At 65.1% G+C, this 17,628-nt stretch carries 8 protein-coding genes; 3 read left to right on the top strand and 5 right to left on the bottom strand.

Annotation, left to right across the window (positions count from 1 at the left end; genetic code table 11):
* Positions 1 to 19: 19 nt before the first annotated feature.
* On the bottom strand, positions 20 to 835 hold the full coding sequence (locus FIV42_RS08735) for a type II CAAX endopeptidase family protein (protein WP_141197305.1): 816 nt from the start codon (positions 833 to 835) through the stop codon (positions 20 to 22).
* A gap of 514 nt (positions 836 to 1,349) precedes the next feature.
* Here FIV42_RS08735 and dnaE point away from each other — a divergent pair.
* On the top strand, positions 1,350 to 4,907 hold the full coding sequence (dnaE, locus tag FIV42_RS08740) for a DNA polymerase III subunit alpha (RefSeq protein ID WP_141197306.1): 3,558 nt from the start codon (positions 1,350 to 1,352) through the stop codon (positions 4,905 to 4,907).
* Positions 4,908 to 5,245: 338 nt separating this feature from the next.
* Here dnaE and FIV42_RS08745 read toward each other — a convergent pair whose 3' ends face one another.
* The 4 genes from FIV42_RS08745 to FIV42_RS08760 all read right to left on the bottom strand — a co-directional run bounded on the left by FIV42_RS08745 (position 5,246) and on the right by FIV42_RS08760 (position 13,950).
* Complete coding sequence (locus tag FIV42_RS08745) at positions 5,246 to 7,633, bottom strand: hypothetical protein (protein ID WP_141197307.1); 2,388 nt, start codon at positions 7,631 to 7,633, stop codon at positions 5,246 to 5,248.
* A 507-nt stretch (positions 7,634 to 8,140) separates the two neighbouring features.
* Positions 8,141 to 8,965 carry a hypothetical protein gene (locus FIV42_RS08750; protein WP_141197308.1) on the bottom strand — a complete coding sequence of 275 codons (825 nt, stop codon included), beginning with the start codon at positions 8,963 to 8,965 and terminating at the stop codon, positions 8,141 to 8,143.
* A 149-nt stretch (positions 8,966 to 9,114) separates the two neighbouring features.
* Positions 9,115 to 11,664: a hybrid sensor histidine kinase/response regulator gene (locus FIV42_RS08755; protein WP_141197309.1), complete on the bottom strand. Its 2,550-nt coding sequence runs from the start codon at positions 11,662 to 11,664 to the stop codon at positions 9,115 to 9,117.
* A 174-nt stretch (positions 11,665 to 11,838) separates the two neighbouring features.
* Positions 11,839 to 13,950, bottom strand: coding sequence for a PAS domain-containing hybrid sensor histidine kinase/response regulator (locus tag FIV42_RS08760; RefSeq protein WP_141197310.1), 2,112 nt, complete (start codon positions 13,948 to 13,950; stop codon positions 11,839 to 11,841).
* A gap of 205 nt (positions 13,951 to 14,155) precedes the next feature.
* Between FIV42_RS08760 and FIV42_RS08765 the strand changes: the two genes are divergently transcribed.
* On the top strand, positions 14,156 to 17,002 hold the full coding sequence (locus tag FIV42_RS08765) for a M16 family metallopeptidase (protein WP_141197311.1): 2,847 nt from the start codon (positions 14,156 to 14,158) through the stop codon (positions 17,000 to 17,002).
* Between the two features lie 182 nt (positions 17,003 to 17,184).
* Positions 17,185 to 17,583, top strand: a complete 399-nt coding sequence (locus FIV42_RS08770; RefSeq protein WP_141197312.1) for a hypothetical protein — start codon at positions 17,185 to 17,187, stop codon at positions 17,581 to 17,583.
* Positions 17,584 to 17,628 lie beyond the last annotated feature (45 nt).

The following is a 17,628-nucleotide window of genomic DNA, read 5'->3' on the forward strand; positions in this document are numbered from 1 at the left end:
ATCATGCATAACCCGTCGGTCAATCTCCAGTGCGCTTTCTCATTAGATGCACCGACAGCCACCAGAAGAACGAAGAAAGAGCGGCGAGCCCCGCCATGAGCATCAGGAGTTGGGGGATCTCGATGGGCGCGTTCGGGTCGGCGGCCTCGGGCATGATCTCGGGCAGGACCACCGCGTTGGTCGTGTTGACCACCGCGTGGGCGACAATCGCGGGGATGAGGCTCCCGCTACGGATGGTGATATGGGCAAAGAACGCCCCCAAAATGGCCAGGCCGATGGCCGACACCGGGTTGACGTGGAACGCCGAGAACAAGATCCCGTTGACCACCACGGCCACCCCGACCCCTTCGACCTTGCGCTCCTCCTGCAGGATGGTCCCGCGAAACAACGCCTCCTCGCAGATCGGCGCCGCCACGCACACCCCGATGATCCCGAGCACGCGCTCCACCCCGCTCGCCTCGAGCAACAACTCGGCGATGCGCTCGCTGTAGGCCTCGGCCGACTCGGCCATCCACGGGCTCAACTCAACCAGGAGCGCGGCGATGGTGTTGGCCAAAAACCCCAGCCCGATCGCGGCCAGCGCCAGGGCCACATACGCCCCCACCGACGCCTTCGGCCGCAGGCTCGGCCACCCGGCGGCGGCGTCCTTCGTCACCCAACGCCAGATAAACGCCGCCCCCAAAATGGCGACGACCTCGCTGATGATCGTGGTCAGGTGGAAGCCCACCACCTGGAGCACGACCGCGCTGACGAACACGAAGAACACGAAGCTCAGAAAATAGAGCAGGTAGGCGCCGGCGTTGCTGTTTCGGATGCTGTTGCGGAAGGAGGACACAGGGGGCCTCGTCTGGGGGTTGGGTACCTCGTCGGATTTAAGCGCGTTGGGGTTTGATTTCAAGAGTGAACCGTTTGTGGTTGAGGGAAGGGGCCTCTCCCTCGATCCCTCTCCTTCCCTTCGCTTCGCTACGGGTGGAGAGGGCGTTTGGGCCTCTCCCTCGATCCCTCTCCTTCCCTTCGCTTCGCTTCGGGTGGAGAGGGGGGCCTCTCCTCGGTCCTCTCCTTCCCTTCGCTTCGCTACGGGCGGAGAGGAAGATGTCGTTCAATCGATCTCTGTACAGAGTGCGATATTGCTCTATCGATCTCTGTACAGCGTACGCCAAGGCAACATCTTCCTCCCCTGCGCGAAGCAAAGCGTAGCGTAGGGGAGGACCGAGGAGGGGACTCCTCCTCCGCGCAGCGAAGCGAAGTGGAGGAGGACCGAGGAGGAGGACCGCCGACATGGACAAATCCCCACCGTCTCAGCTACCATCCCCCCGTCGTAACCAGCCCCCCGACTCCCGACGACAACCATGACCGACTTCGTACACCTGCACGTCCACACCCAGTTCAGCCTCCTCGACGGTGCCATCAAGCTGCCCGACCTGATGAATCGGGTCAAAGAGTTGGGCATGGACACCGTCGCGATGACCGACCACGACAACATGTACGGGGCGGTCAACTTCCAGAAGGCGGCGCAAAAAGCAGGCGTCAAGCCGATCATCGGCTGCGAGATGAACCTCACCAAGGAGGACTTTCGCGAGTCGACCGACCCGATGAGCTATCACCTCACCGTGTTGGCCAAGAACAAGACCGGCTACAAAAACCTGATGTACCTCAACTCGATGGGCTGGCTGGAGGGCTACCACGAGCGCACGGGCATCCCGCGCATCGACCGCGACCTTCTGGCCGAGCGCAAAGAGGGCCTCATCGTCTTGTCGGGCGACCTGGGCGGCGAGATCAACCGGGCGATTTTGCGCGGCGACATGGACGCGGCGCGCGAGACGGCCAAGGCCTACGCCGAGATCTTTGGGGAAGACCACTTCTACCTCGAGATCATGGACAACGCCTTCCCCGAGCAGAAGAAGTGCAACGACGCGCTCATCGAGCTCGGCCAGGAGCTGGGCATCCCGCTGGTGGCCACCAACGACTGCCACTATATCCACCAGGAGGACGCCCGCGCCCACGGCGTGCTCATGGCCATCCAGCTCCAAAAGACCGTCGAGCTCGAGCGCATGATGGAGCACGGGGTCGACCAGCTGTACGTGCGCGGCCCCGAGGAGATGAAGGAGGCCTTCGCCCACGTGCCCGAGGCGATCGAGAACACCGTCAAGATCGCCGAGATGTGCGACCTGGAGATCCCGCTGGGCGAGATTTACCTGCCCCAGTACGACATCCCCCAGGAGTTCTTCGACGAAAACGGGATCGAGGACTACAAAGAGGGCATCCACGAGTACTTCGAGCACGTCTCCTGGAAGGGCCTGGAGGCGCGCTTCGAGGAGTTCGACGCCCTCGGCAAGGAGTACGACCGTCAGGTCTACGAGGACCGGCTCAAAGAAGAGATCGGCATCATCCGCCAGATGGACTTCCCGGGCTATTTCCTCATCGTTTGGGACTTCATCCGCTGGTCCAAAGAGCAAGGCATCCCCGTCGGTCCCGGCCGCGGCTCGGGTGCGGGTAGTCTGGTGGCGTACTCGCTGCTGATCACCGACATCGACCCGATGCCCTACGACCTGCTCTTCGAGCGCTTTTTGAACCCGGAACGTGTGTCGATGCCTGACTTCGACATCGACTTTTGCATGAACCGGCGCGGCGAGGTCATCCAGTACGTCCACGACAAGTACGGCCACGACAACGTGGGGATGATCATCACCTACGGCCAGCTCAAGGCCAAGGCGTGCATCCGCGACGTGGCCCGCGCGCTCAACTTTTCTTATGGCGAGGCCGACAAGATCGCCAAGCTGGTGCCCGACGAGCTGGGCATCAGCCTGCAGGGCGCGCTCGACCAGGAGCCCGAACTCCCCAAGATGCGCAAAGAGGACCCGCGCGTCGACGCCTTGTTCGACATCGCGCTGTCGCTGGAGAACCTCAACCGCCAGGCGGGTATCCACGCCGCCGGCGTCGTCATCGCCGAGGACCCGCTGTGGGAGTACGTCCCCGTCACCCGCGGCGCCAACGGCGAAAAGGTCACCCAGTTCGCCAAAGAGGAGGTCGAGGAGGCCGGCCTGGTCAAGTTCGACTTCCTCGGCCTCAAGACGCTCACGGTCATCGACGTCGCGCTCAAGCTCATCAACGCCCAACGGGACGAGCCGTTCGACATCGACGCCATCCCGCTCGACGACCGCAGCGTCTACGACATGATCTGCGCCGGCGACACCACCGGCGTCTTCCAGCTCGAGTCCTCGGGCTTCCAGGAGCTGCTCAAAAAGCTCAAGCCGTCGACCTTCGAGGATATCGTCGCTTCGGTCGCCCTGTACCGCCCCGGCCCGCTGGGCTCGGGCATGGTCGACGACTTCATCGACCGCAAGCACGGGCGCAAAAAGGTCGAGTACCCCCACCCCTGGCTCGAGGACGTCCTCAAGCCCACCTACGGGGTCATGGTCTATCAGGAGCAGGTCATGAAGACCGCCCAGGTCATGGCCGGCTTCTCGCTCGGCGGCGCCGATATCCTGCGCCGCGCGATGGGTAAGAAGAAGATCAAGGTGATGGAGCAGCAAAAGAAGGTCTTCATCGAGGGCGCCGTCGAGCAGGACGTCGACGCCAACAAAGCCGAGGAGATCTTCGACCTGATGGCCTACTTCTCGGGCTACGGCTTCAACAAGTCGCACTCGGCGGCCTACGCGCTGATCACCTACCAGACCGCCTACCTCAAGGCGCACTTCCCGGTCGAGTTCATGGCCTCGCTCATGACCAACGACCGTGACAACACCGACAAGATCGTCCGCTTCATCAACGAAGCCAAAGAGATGGACATCGAGGTCCTGCCGCCCGACGTCAACGAGTCGCGGCTCGACTTCTCGGTCTCCGACGGCAAGATCCGCTTCGGACTCGCCGCCATCAAAGGCGTGGGCGGCGGCGTGGTCGAGTCGATCATCGAAACCCGCGACGAGGGCGGCCCCTTCGAGAGCCTGTACGACTTCTGCGGCCGCGTCGACCACGGCGCCATCAACAAGCGCACCATCGAGGCGCTGGTGCGCTGCGGAGCCTTCGACTCGATCAGCCCGCGCGAAGAGCCGGCGCGCTTCATCGGCGACATCTGCACCGACCGCGCCCGCATGTTCGCCGCCATCGAGATGGCCGTCAGCCGCGGCCAACAGGCCCAGCACGACGCCGAGGTCGGCCAGTCGAGTCTCTTTGGCATGATGTCCGAAGACGCCAAAGAAGAGGTCCTCGAGGAGAACTACCCCGAGGTCGAAGCCTGGTCGGACCGCGACCTGCTGCAGAACGAAAAAGACCTGCTCGGCTTCTACGTCACCGGCCACCCGCTCGACCGCTTCGACGGCGAGCTGGGGCTGTACGGCATCACCGCCACCGAGGTGATCACCGGCGGCAAAGAGGTCCAGCACCGAGACGACGTGGTCATCGCCGGCGTCATCACCGAGTACCGCGAGCGCCCCCTCAAGAGCGGCAACGGCCGCATGGCCTTCGTCCAACTCGAAGACAAGACCGGCCAGGTCGAGGTGCTGGTGTTCAGCCGCACGTTTGCCGACTACGAAGAGCCGCTCAAATCGAACGAGCCCATTCTGATCCGCGGCCAGGTCCAGGAAGAAGGCGAAGGCGACGCCCGCAGCTGGAAAGTGCGCGCCAACGAAATCCAGCGCCTCATCGACGCTCGCCGCGAGCGCGTCAAACGCCTGTGCGTCGACATCGACGCCGACGAGGTCGCCCAGACCACGATGCGCCAGCTCGAAAAGCTGTTCAGCTCGTACCACGGCGAAATCCCCACCAGCCTCGTCTTCAGCATGGAGAACGACGACGGCCGCGGCAAAATCGAACTCGCCCTGCCCGCCCAATACGCCGTCGATCCGTCCGACGAGCTGATGATGTCGCTCGATCGTCTGTTTCGGAAGAGGTCGACGCGGTTTCGGTAATATCGGAGCGAGGGCATCTTGCCCTCGTCATTTCGGTGCGTTTGGGTGCGCGACGTCCTCCCCCCCCAGCTCCGCTTCGCTACGCAGGGGGCTATCAAAATTTGGATTCCGCCCAAGGGCTCCAGGTGGCGAGGGTCTTTGGTTTGCGTGAGGCGCACGCCACCTGAAGCTCCCAGGCAACTCCCTCCAACGAGCACGCGATACCGAACGCGCAAGGCCGCCGCACGGCAAGCTCGCAGAGCGTAACCGCGATTTGATAGCCCCCTGCGCAGGGAGCGCGTAGCGCGACCGGAGCTGGGGGGCGCGACAAACCTGCAAGGCAAACATCAAAAAACAACCTACCTCGCCACGTCACACCCCTCGCGCAACACCATCAGCCGATCTTCCAGATACGCGTGGTTGACGTACATCAACGTCGGATCTTCGCCCAACCACCAGACCGTGGCCGTTCCGTCGGCCTGCACCGACGTTCGGTAGCGGCCGAGCGCGGTGCGCGCCACGATATACTGGGGCCCCTCGCCGGGCCACGGCTCGCCGCGCAAGGTCAGTTGCACCTCGGCGTGATGCAGCGGCAGGTCCCACGACAGGTCGCCGTCTTCGGCGACTTCGACCCATCGAGTCAGGCCGGGCGCATGGCGGTAGCGTCGATGGTTGGTAAGTCCGCCCAGGGAGAGGTCGAAGCGATATTGACCGGGGAACGCGTCGAAGGCGAAGCCGGTCGGTCCAGTCGCGGCGAACTCGAATGCGGCGGACTCTCTATCGTGGTGCGCGCGCGGATAGTGAACCCGCAGCGGGCCGTGGAAGACGGACGTCTCGTCTGAATATGTCTCGCCCACATAAGGCGAAAACGCTTCAGCCGCCGGTATCGCCCCGCCATCGGCGGTCAGCTCGCCGGACACACGCACCACCTTCATGTCGAAGTCGCGAGTCATCTCCTCGTCGCCCACCTCCAGGTATGGGTCGAGGACATACCCTCCCGGAGGCAGCGCATCACTATGGGGCGCCTCCAGCGACGTCGGCAGGCCTCCATAGAGGACCACACGGTAGATGCCCGGGCGGATCTCGACCTCGTATTCGGCTTCCCCAGCCGACGACAAGACCGACCCCAACCGCTGCGCCGTCGCCACGCGCCAGCAGGTTCCGCGCTCACCGCTCAAACATTCGAAGGCCACGTAGCCACGCATGTCGTCGCCGAGGGTGTTGTCGGGCATCGGGGCGCCGTCGACGGTGATCGTGCCGTGCACCTTCGTTCGCACGTCGATATCGCCGAGATCGACGAGCAGGTCGTCGATCGGCGTGTTGCCCACCTCGAGTTCACGCAGCGTGGTGCGCGGCAGATAGGAGGCTCGATCGCCTTCGTATTGGTCGATGGCGACCGCGTAGTCGCCGGGTGGCAGCACCGTCTCGAAGCGGCCGTCGACGACGCTCGCCGTGTGCCACAACGGGGACCCACCGCGGCGGGTAAACCACACCATCGGCGGCACCTCTTGGTCCGGGACCGGCTCGACGCGGCCCCGCACGGCCACCAGCCCCTCGCCGAGGGTCATCTCGATACGTTCGTCGCCGGCGAGCGAGAAGGTCTGAGTCTCGACAAGGGTGGGGTCTTCGCCCAACCCACCAACCCAGGCGCGCAGCTCGTAGTCACCGGCGACGAGTGTCTCGCTGAATTGCCCGTCGTCGAGAAAGAGCTCGACGAGTGGCTCGTCGCGACCCTCGATGCGGATTTCGACCATCGTCATCAGATCTTGCGGCAGGTCGTCTCGCAAGCGCACCTGCCCCGACACCGTGGCCAGATCGACGGGCACCGTCCACGAGGTATCCTCGTCGACGGTACGCGGCCCGTCGAGCAGCATGCCCGAGAGAGTGCGCACTCGATAGGTGCCGGGGAGCACCGTGAGGGTCATCGGCTCGTCGTAGTGGGTCTTGGTGATCACCTCGACATAGCGCTCTCCCGACGTCGTCTGGGCGAGCCGCTCGACAGTCACGGCACGGAGCGCCCCGCTCTCGCGAAGGCGCTGCGAGACGTCCAACGACATATCGAGGTGAATGGGTCCGGAGACGTCGACGTCGAGGGTGCGCTCACCGGCGACGACCAAGTCGGAGGCGACCCACTCCCCGTGCGCGAAGATGACGGGCGCAAAGCCTTCGACGCCAGTCACATAGACGTCGTAGGTCCCCGGGTGGAGCTCCACCTGGTAGCGGCCCTCCCGGTCGGTCAAGACGTCTACCCGCGCCCGGAACTCACCGCGGTTGGCTCGGTTGATAAAGCGAAGCTCGGCCATCGGCTCGCGTCCGGTCAACGGCTGCCCGTCCATACGAACTTGGCCGCTGACGACATGCCTTTGAATGTCGAAGGAGAGCGACTCGCCGGCCACCGACTCGCTGGCCTCGGCTCCTTGGGCGCAGATCGACTCGCACCGCCCCTCCACGCAGACCTCGTCGTCGGAGCAATCGAAGCAGGCCGAAGGAGCCTGTCCGTTCCAGTCCGGCACCCCGGAACATTCACTGACGAGGTAGCCGGTACACGACGCGTTGCAACGCAACTCACCGCCCGAGAAGCCAAAGCTCTGGCAGTCGCGCCCGCCCAACTCCACCCCGTCGCAGGCTTCATCCCCGCTGACGCGGCCGTCTCCACAAAATCCCGAAGACCTCGACGCGTCGTCGCACCCGGCGAGCACCCACAACACGACCGCGACCGACAACGAGCAGACAATTCGAGCAAACATCACGCACCCCAAATTATGGCGGGAGGTTGAAATCGCCCGACTATAGCGATTGCGGGGGGTGGGGGCAAATGGTTGGGGGGCAGAGCACGCGATACCGAACGCGCAAGGCCGCCGCACGGCAAGCTCGCAGAGTGTAACCCCGATTTGATAGCCCCCTGCGCAGGGAGCGCGTAGCGCGACCGTAGCTGGGGGTGTGCAGAACGCATAAGCGCTCACAAGCCCTTCAGCGCAATATCGACCGCGCCAAGGAGCGTTCGCGAGCCCTCGAAAGAGCGGTCGACCGCGACGCTGTGCGTTCACGAACGTCGCGTGGAGCGGTCGACCGCACAAAAAAGGGCTCGCGAGGCCTCCATCGGTCGGTCACCCGAACCGGGGGAGGGCTCGCGAGCCCAAAAAACTGCGGTCGATATCGCTCGAAGGTGTTCTAGAGCGTTTCCGAGACCGGTCGACCGGTCTCCGAAGTGTTCTGACACACTCGTAGAGCGGTCGACACTGAACGCCCGTTCACTACTCGCCGGGCTCGGGGTCGGTCACGTCGTCGACCGGGTCTTCGACGACGTCTTCGCCGGTTTGCGGGTCGACGTCGGGAAGGAGGCCGGAGCCGCGGTTGCGTTTGTAGAACGCCGCCGCCCGGTCGTTCTGGATGGCGAACGGGCCCAACACGGCGCTGCGCGCCTCCAAGTCGGCCTGGCCGGGGGTCGGCCAGGTGCCGTTGACCCGGTGGATGGCCTCGATCATCTTCGCCTCGATCTCGTCTTCCATCTGGCCAAGCTGCTCGGTGGTGGGGGCGGCCTCGGTGTCGACCTGGGAGCTCATCGCCTCGCGGAAGGCGGCGAAGTCCTCTTTGAGCACGGTGAACGACGCCTCCAGCCCGCAGGTGCGGATGTCGGGCAGGTGGTTGGCTTCGAGCTCGGCGATGATGGAGCTGAGCATCGCCTCCTCCTCCTCGCGGGTGGCGTTGGTCACCGAGTACACCTCGACGTCCAGGGGGCCTTCGAGCAGGTTGTGGGCCGACTGGCCGCGCGGCGAGTCGGGGCCGTGGTCTTCGAGCTCCATCTCGGTGCGGCTGACGAAATTCGAGAAGCTGCGGTCGACCTTTTTGTCGCGCACGTTCAGCTGGGGGTCGGCCTTGGTGTTGCGCGCGGCCTTCCAGGCGCGCTTGGCGGTGGTGTAGTCGACGGTCATCTGCAGAAGTTGGTCGAAGGTGTCGACCACGGGCGCCGGGGCGCCGACGTCCTCGGCGGCCTCCACGGCGCGGCGAGCCGCCCACTGCACCCGCGACGGCGGCAGCTTGTAGGACGTGAAGAATTCGCTGATCGGAACAATACGCATACATCCCCTCCATCTGGCATCGCGCAGCTCTGCCGGGAGCATGCCTATCACGCCCCCGTGTCGCTGCATCTCTTTATTGACGTAACGACACCGTAGCAGATGCTCGCCGAGGGCTCCACGCCCGTTTTACCCGCCCTCTTCCTCCCCCTTCACGACTCCAAAACCCCCGCCAACACCTCACGCAGCTCCGACGGCGCGATGGGCTTGCGCATGATCGTGTGCGCCGAGGCGCCCGCGGCGCCAAGGTCGTGCTCGTCGCTGTAGCCGGTCAGCAAGAGCACGGGCAGCTCGGGGGCGAGGTCTTCGAGGCGCTCCAAGAGCTCGAGGCCGTCCATCACCGGCATGATGATGTCGGAGACGACCGCGCCGATGCGCTCGCGGTGGTCGCCCCAGATGTCGAGGGCGTCGCGGCCGTTGCTGGCGACCAGCACGTGGTAGCCGCCGCGCTCGAGTCCGCGCACCAGACTTCGGCGCACCAGGGGGTTGTCGTCGACGAAGAGGAGCGTGGCCCGGTCGTCGGCGGCGCGGACGGTCGCGTCGGGGGTCGGTTCCTCGCCGGCGCGCTGCTCGGGGGTCGCCTCGGGCAGCCAGATGGTGAATTCGCTGCCGCGGCCCGGGGTGCTGGCCACGTCGATGTAGCCGCCGCTCTGGGTGACGATGCCGTGCACGCTGGCCAGCCCCAGCCCCGTGCCCTTGCCCTCCTCTTTGGTGGTGTAGAACGGCTCGAAGATCCGGTCGATGATGTCGGCCGGGATGCCCACGCCGTCGTCGTGCACCGAGATGACGCCGTAGCGTCCCGGCGCGAGCTTCCCGGGCGCGTGTTCGCCCAGGGTCTCCCAGCGGCTGTACAGCTCGATGCGTCCCTCGCCGTCGACGGCGTCACGGGCGTTGAGCACCAGGTTCATGATCACCTGCTCGAGCTGGCCCGAGTCGACGAAGACCTCCAGGTCGCCGGCGTCGAGTTGGATGTCGAGGTCGATGGGCGCGTCGATGACCCGACGGCACAGCTTGGCAGTACGCTGCACGACCGAGTCGAGGTGGACCACCCTCGATTCGAGCACCTGCTGGCGGCTGAACGCCAGCAACTGGCTGGTCAGCGCCGCCGACTGCCCGGCGGCCTCGTGGATGTCGACGGCGTCGACGCGGCGGGGATCGTCGGCCGCCAGATCTTCGAGCAGAAAGCTCGAGCACGCCGAGATGACGTTGATCAGGTTGTTGAAGTCGTGGGCGACGCTGCCGGCCAGCCGCCCCAGGGATTCCATCTTCTGGGCGCGCCACAACTGCCGGCGCGTGGCCTCGAGCTCGCGCTGGGCGCGCCGCTCCTCGGTGCGGTCGCGCAAGATCGCCTGGATCACTTTGCGATCGCCCAGGTCGATCAAGGCCGAGGAGTTCTCCACGATGATCTCGCGTCCGTCGGCGCGTGTGAAGGTCACATCGTAGAGGGCCGGCTCGCCCTGCTTCCAGCGCTCCCACTTCTCCTGGGTGGCCTCCAGCTCTTCGGGCGCGATGAACTCCGAGAAATGCGAGCCGCGCAGCCGCTCGAACGTGGTCCCGAACATGTCCACCATGCGCTGGTTGCAGTCGATGAGGTACCCGTCGAGATCGGAGATGACGATGGCGTCGGTGGAGTTCTCGAACAGCACGTCGTACTTGAGTTGGGTGAGCGTGAGCTCTTCGCCGGCGGCCAGGTGGCGCTCGCGAAAGTGCTCGACGCGCTCGGCGAGCCGCTGCTGCTCGCGCATCTGCTCGCTTACGTCCCGGGTCACCCCGGAGATGCTGTGGGGACCGGAGTCGTTCTCGACGACGAAGGCGCTACTGCTCACCCACTTTTGGACGTCCCCTTGTGCGTCGACCAACCGGTAGACGAGGCTCATCTCCTGGCCCGAGGACAGGTCGGCGATCGCGTCGGCCAGCTCGGCGCGGTCGTCGGGATGCACCTGCTCCAACCACCAGTCCGGCTCGTCGAACCACTGCTCGCGCGAGATCCCCCAGACCTTCTCGATGGCGGGGCTGACGTAGATGGCCTCCTTGAAATCGGCCGATCGAATCCAGAAGACATCGGAGAGGTGGGCGGTGAAGCGGTCGAGCGCAGCGCTGACGGCCAGACTCTCGGATCGCTGCCTGGCGAGTTGGTCTTCGGTCTGGTCGGCGCGTCGTCGCGAGCCGCGCAGGCGCAGAAACTGCTCGAGTTGACGGGTCAGCGCCTGCATCGCCTCGATCTGCGTGGCGCTGAGCTGTCGGGGGCGGGTGTCGAAGACGCACAAGGTGCCCACCGCGACCTCGTCGAGCGTGATCTGAAAGCCGGCGTAGAACCGGATATGGGGAGGCCCGACGACGAAGAGGTGCTCTCGAAACCGCTCGTCCTCCCGGGCGTCCTCGACGATCAGGGGCTCGTCTCGACGCAGCGCATGCTCGCAGAACGACCCCTCCCGCCCGGTGTGCTCGACGGACAAGCCCTTGCGGGCCTTGAGCAAATGGCGCTCCTTGTCCGGCAGTGAGCAGGCCGCCATGGGCACCTCGCACAGGATGGAGGCCAATTCGACGATATCGTCGAAGGTCTGCTCGGACTCGATGTCGGGCAACTCCAGCTCGGCCAAGATGGCCAAGCGCTGCGCTTCCTTGTCGAGCAATGATGGTTCGTCGAGCAATGATGGTTCGTCGAACGGTGACTGCGAAGAGGGATTGCGATCGTCTGACATAGTCGAACTACTGCCTCGAAGTTCAGTCAGGCTCGCGAAACGATGCGCACCGAAAGGAGCCTGCAGATGCAATACACGCCGGGCGGCGGTGATGATGTACGTACAACGAAGCTATAATGCATAAAAACCGTGTAAAGTCACAGTGTCTTACAGTTCTGATAATTCGTCGAATTTTCAGGCCACCGGCGCCCACCCCTCGCCCGCGTCTGCGGCCAGGTGAGCCGACAGCGCGTCACACAGCTTGGCCGGCGAGATCGGCTTGCGCAGAATCTCGTCGGCCTGGCGGCTCGACGGGCCCAGACCGCGCCCCTCGGCGTAGCCGGTCAGCAAGAATACCGGCATCTCGGGCGCCTGCTCTTTGAGCGTGTCGAGCAACTCGAGGCCATCCATCGCCGGCATGATCACGTCCGAGACCACCGCCGCGATCTGGGAGTCGTGCCGCCTCCACATGTCGAGCGCCTCGCGGCCGTTGGCCGCCGTCAGCGTGCGATAGCCGCCGCGCTCGAGCCCGCGCACCAGGCTGCGGCGCACCAGCGCGTTGTCGTCGACCAACAAGATCGTGGCACGCTGCTCGCTGCGAGCCTGCGCGCCCTCCAGCTCGGAGAACTCCAGGTCGCGTTGGTCCTCGGTCGCCTCGGGCAGCCAGATCGTAAACGCGCTGCCCTTACCCGGGGTGCTGTCGACGTCGACGTAGCCGCCGCTCTGGGTGACGATGCCGTGCACGGTCGCCAGGCCGAGGCCGGTCCCCTTGCCGTCCTCCTTGGTGGTGTAAAACGGCTCGAAGATGCGCTCGATGTCGTCGGGCTCGATGCCCACGCCGTCGTCGCGTATCGAAATGACGCCGTATCCTCCCGCGGGCCGCGACCCGGACACGCCCGCGCCAAGCGTCTCGTGGCGGGTGTGGATCTCGATGCGTCCGCCCCCCTCGACGGCGTCGCGAGCGTTGAGCACCAGGTTCATGATCACCTGCTCGAGCTGGCCCGAGTCGACGAAGACCTCCAGGTCGCCGGCGTCGAGTTGGATGTCGAGGTCGATGGGCGCGTCGATGACGCGACGACACAGCTTGCCGGTGCGCGACAAGACGCTGTCGAGGTGGACCACGCGCGACTCGAGCACCTGCTGACGGCTGAAGGCGAGCAGCTGGCGGGTCAACGCAGCCGACTGCTCGGCCGCCTCGCGAATATCGAGGGCGTCGTCGCGGCGGGGATCGTCGGCGTCTAGATCTTCGAGCAGGAAGCTCGAGCACGACGAGATCACGCTGAGCAGGTTGTTGAAGTCGTGGGCGATGCTGCCGGCCAGACGCCCCAGGGACTCCATCTTCTGGGCGCGCCAAAGCTGCTGGCGCGTGGCGTCGAGTTCGCGCTTGGCGCGCCGCTGCTCGGTGTGGTCGCGCACGATCGCCTGGACGACTCGGCTATCGCCCAAGTCGACCTGGCTCGACGAGACTTCCACGAACGACTCGTTGCCCTCGCCGTCGACCAACGTCATCTCGAAGATGACCGCCTCGCCACGCAGGCGCTTCTCCCAATTCTCGTAGGCGACGTTCAGGTCACGGGGGTGGACGAACGCCGGCCAGTGCGTGCCGCAGATCTCTTCGTAGGGGCGGGCGAACAACTCCACGGCGCGGCTGTTGCAGTCGATGATGTGGCCGTCGAGATCGAAGATGACGATCCCGTCGTTGGAGTTTTCGAAGAGCAGGTTGTACTTGAGTTGGGCGTTGGTCAGCTCTTGTCCGGCGGCCTTGTGGCGCTGCTCGTACAGCGTGGCGCGCCGAGCCAGGCGCCGCTGCTCGAGCACCTCCTCGGTCACGTCGCTCGTCAGCCCGGCCACGAAGTCGGGGCCGTCTCGGTTTTCGACCAGAAACGCGCTGGCGCGCAGCCACTTGCGGACCTCGCCGTCGTCGTCGACGAACCGGAAGTTGAACGAGCGACTCCCGTCGGCCGGCATCTGCGAGAACGCGTCGAGCAACTCTTGGCGCTCGTCGGGATGGACATGCTCGGACCAGGCGGCCGGGTTTTCGAGCAACTCCTCGCGTGAGATCTCCCAGATATTTTCGAGCCCGGGGCTCGCGTAGATCGTCTCGCTCAGATCCTGGGTAAAGATCCAGAGCACGTCGGGGATATGCGCCGTGAACCGGTCGAGCACGGCGCTGAACGCGCGAATCTCGGAGCGCTGCCTGGCGAGTTGGTTCTCGGCACGATCGATGCGGCGCAGCGAGTCGCGCAGGCGTTGGAGTTGCTCTTCGTGCTCGAGGGGAAGCGACCGGTTCTGGGACTCGTCCTGCATACTGCAACCTATGTGGGAGGGGGGCCAGTTATTGGATGCAGCTCGTGCAACGGGCGTAGCAAATAAATCTCGCGCGCCCTGTACCGTTTAGACAGCCCGACCTCGGCACCGGCCTTGCCCACGAAATAGTTTCACCCTAGAAGTTGCTTATCGACTGTGGCCCCAACGGCCCTCCATGCACCCATCAGCAGTAAGAGTGACCAAGATGACCCCATATAAGTTGTCCGCCGCCGCCATCGCCGCGGCTCTGCTCACCTCGACCAGCATGGGCTGCGCCGGCTCGAGCGCGGCGACCAGCTCGCCCGCGCAGGACGCTGCCCCCAAGGAAGCTTCGGCCGACGAGGCCTCCCAGCAGGAGGCCCAGGCCGACCAGACGCTTCCCGAGGTGGAGATTCCCTACGAGAAGTTCACCCTCGACAACGGCCTGACGGTGCTCGTCCATCAGGACAAAAAAGCGCCGGTGGTCGCCGTCAACGTCTGGTACCACGTCGGCTCCAAGGACGAGAAACCGGGCAAGACCGGCTTTGCGCACCTCTTCGAGCACCTGATGTTCCAGGGCTCGGAGAACTACAAGGGCGAGTATTTCGAGCCGCTCGAGAAGGCCGGCGCCACCGACATGAACGGCACGACCAACCGCGACCGCACCAACTACTTCCAGACGGTGCCCAAGAGCGCGCTCGACGTGGCGTTGTGGATGGAGTCCGACCGCATGGGCCACTTCCAGGGCGCCATCTCCCAGGAGCGCCTCGACGAACAGCGCGGCGTGGTCCAAAACGAGAAGCGCCAGGGCGAAAACCGCCCGTACGGCAAAGCGTGGCGGATGATCCCCGAGAACACCTACCCGCAGGGCCACCCGTACTCGTGGTCGACCATCGGCAGCATGGAGGACCTCGACGCCGCCTCGCTCGAGGACGTCAAGTCGTGGTTCGATGAGTATTACGGCGCCTCGAACGCGGTGCTGACGCTCGCCGGCGACATCAGCGTCGAGGAGGCCAAGGAGAAGGCCGAGAAGTTCTTCGGCCACATCCCCGCCGGCCCGGCCGTGCCGCATCGCGGCCCTTGGATCGCCAAGATGGACGAGCGCAAGGAGCTCGACACCTACGACCAGGTGCCGCAGGCTCGCGCCTACTACGTCTACAACGTGCCGCAATACGGCTCGGAGACCACCGAGCACCTGCGCCTGGCCGCCGACCTTTTGGGCGACGGCAAGAACTCGCGCCTCTACAAGCGCCTGGTCTACGAAGACCAGATCGCCACCGACGTCTTCGTGTGGCTGTGGGAGGGCGAGATCGGCTCGCAGATCTTGATGGGCGCCGACGCGCGACCCGGCGTCGAGCTGGCCAAGGTCGAGAAGGCCCTCGAAGAAGAGGTCGCCCGCTTCGCCAAGGAGGGGCCGACCGAAGAGGAGCTCGCCCGCGTCAAGATGTCGAATTTCGCCGAGACCGTCTCCGGCCTCGAGAAGGTCGGCGGCTTTGGCGGCAAGAGCGACCGACTGGCCCGCGGCGAAGTCTTCTTGAGCGACCCGGGCGCCTTCGAGAAGTTGCTCGACGTGCAACGCGACGCCACGGTCGAGCAGGTGCGTGAGGCGACCGCCGAGTGGATGGGCGACGGCGTCTTCGTGTTGCGCGTCTATCCCGATCCGAACCACAAGGCTGCTGCCAAAAAGAGCGCGGCCGATCGCAGCAAGGTCCCCGAGCCGGGCCAAGCGCCCAAGCTCGACCTGCCCGACCTGCAGCGCGCAAAGATGTCGAACGGCGTCGAGGTCGTGTTGGCCGAGCGCCACGACGTGCCGATGGTGCGCCTGCGCCTGATGGCCGACGGCGGCTACGCGGCCGACCCCAAGGACAAGCTGGGCGTGGCCAAGCTGACGATGGACGTGCTCGACGAGGGCACCGAGAACCACAGCTCGCTGGAGCTGGCCGCCGAGCTCGAGAAGCTGGGCGCCGGCCTGTCGAGCGGCTCGAGCCTGGAGACGGCGTATGTGAGCATGCGCGCCATGACGACCACGCTCGACCCGGCGCTCGACCTGTTCGCCGACGTGGTGCTGCGACCGGCGTTTGCCGACGAGGAGATCGCGCGGCGCAAAAAGCAGCTCTTGGCCAGCATCGACCAGGAGACGGCCCGGCCGCGCACCCGCGCGCTTCGCCTGCTCGGCCCGCTCGTCTACGGTGACGCGCACCCTTACGGCGTGCCGCTGACGGGCTCGGGCACCAAGGCGTCGGTCGAGGCGCTCGAACGCGACGACCTCGTCGCCTACCACGCGCGCCAGTTGCGCCCCGAGAACGCGACCATTCTGGTCGTCGGGGACACGACGATGGAGCAGATCAAGCCCAAGCTCGAAGAGCGCTTCGGCAAGTGGAAGGCCGCCGAGGCGAAGGCGCAGGTCCAGAACGGTCAGATTGCCAAGCACGACAAGGTGCGCGTCTTCCTCATCGACAAGCCGGGCGCCGAGCAGTCGCTCATCGCCACCGGCAACGCCTTCGACGAGCGCAGCGGTGTCGACCAGCTCGCCGTCGAGGCGATGAACACGGTCATCGGCGGGGCGTTCAGCTCGCGGCTGAACATGAACCTGCGCGAGGACAAGCACTGGTCGTACGGCGCGCGCTCGTTCGTCTACGAGACCAAGGGCAAGCAGCTCTTCGGCGCCTGGGCGGGTGTGCAGTCCGACAAGACGAGCGAGTCGATGGTCGAGATCAAAAAGGAGCTCGACGCCTACCTGGGCGACAAGCCGATCACCGAGGCCGAGCTGGCCAAGACCAAGCAGAACAAGACCCGCAAGCTGCCCGGCCGCAACGAGACGACCGGCCGACTGCTCGGAAGCGTCGCCGAGATCGTCAAGTTCGAGCTCCCCGACGAGTACTGGGACACCTACACCGACCGCATGAACGAGTTGACCGTCGAGGGGGTTCGCAAGACCGCCGGCGAAGTCATCGCCCCCGAGCGTATGACCTGGATCGTCATCGGCGACCTCGACAAAATCGAGGAGAAGGTGCGCGCGCTCGAATTCGGCGAGGTGATCGTGCTCGACGAGGAGGGCAAGCCGGTCAATTGAAGCCGGTCAATTGAAGCCGGCTGACTAAGGCGACGACGATTGTGAAGAAAAATTTGTGCCCGGACTTTTGCCTGTTACCCTTGGGCGACAGACGCGCTCGGCTTTGTAGTGCATTCACGGATGAATGCGGTCAGCGCGTCGGATGACCCCAGATTCCACGGAGAGGAAGTATGGAAGCAGTCATGAGTAACGATCGTCGTCGTCGTCGCAGCGAGAAGACCCACGAAGCGGTGTACTACCAGCTCGACCACGTCCGTCAGAAGCACGGGCTGGGTTTCCTGGTCCTGGCCAACGACGAAGGCGTCTTCGTCGCCGGCGCCGGCGAGAAGGACCGCGACGAGGTCTTCGCGGCCTATGCTGCCGAGATGGCGCAAGCCGACTCCGCCTACCGCCAGAAGCTCGAAGCCGAACTGCACGAGTACCTCTTCGGCCCCGACGCCGACACGGTCGTCGACGTACGCAGCTTCAAGATCGATGATATGCCGATGTACCTGTGCGCCGCGGGCGCTGCGTCGAGCAGCTCCGACGACGCGCTCGAGCACACCATCAACGGCGTGCAGCGGATCTTCCGCACCACCTGAAATATCTAAAAGAAGTCGCGTCACCGAACTCTAGCCGACGATCGG

Source organism: Persicimonas caeni (assembly GCF_006517175.1).
In the GTDB taxonomy this organism is placed as follows: Bacteria; Myxococcota_A; Bradymonadia; order Bradymonadales; family Bradymonadaceae; genus Persicimonas; species Persicimonas caeni.

Coding starts and splice junctions, on each gene's coding strand:
- FIV42_RS08755 (WP_141197309.1), bottom strand. CDS start 11,664: ATGTCAGACGATCGCAATCCCTCTTCGCAGTCACCGTTCGACGAACCA.
- FIV42_RS08750 (WP_141197308.1), bottom strand. CDS start 8,965: ATGCGTATTGTTCCGATCAGCGAATTCTTCACGTCCTACAAGCTGCCG.
- FIV42_RS08760 (WP_141197310.1), bottom strand. CDS start 13,950: ATGCAGGACGAGTCCCAGAACCGGTCGCTTCCCCTCGAGCACGAAGAG.
- FIV42_RS08745 (WP_141197307.1), bottom strand. CDS start 7,633: ATGTTTGCTCGAATTGTCTGCTCGTTGTCGGTCGCGGTCGTGTTGTGG.
- dnaE (WP_141197306.1), top strand. CDS start 1,350: ATGACCGACTTCGTACACCTGCACGTCCACACCCAGTTCAGCCTCCTC.
- FIV42_RS08765 (WP_141197311.1), top strand. CDS start 14,156: ATGACCCCATATAAGTTGTCCGCCGCCGCCATCGCCGCGGCTCTGCTC.
- FIV42_RS08770 (WP_141197312.1), top strand. CDS start 17,185: ATGAGTAACGATCGTCGTCGTCGTCGCAGCGAGAAGACCCACGAAGCG.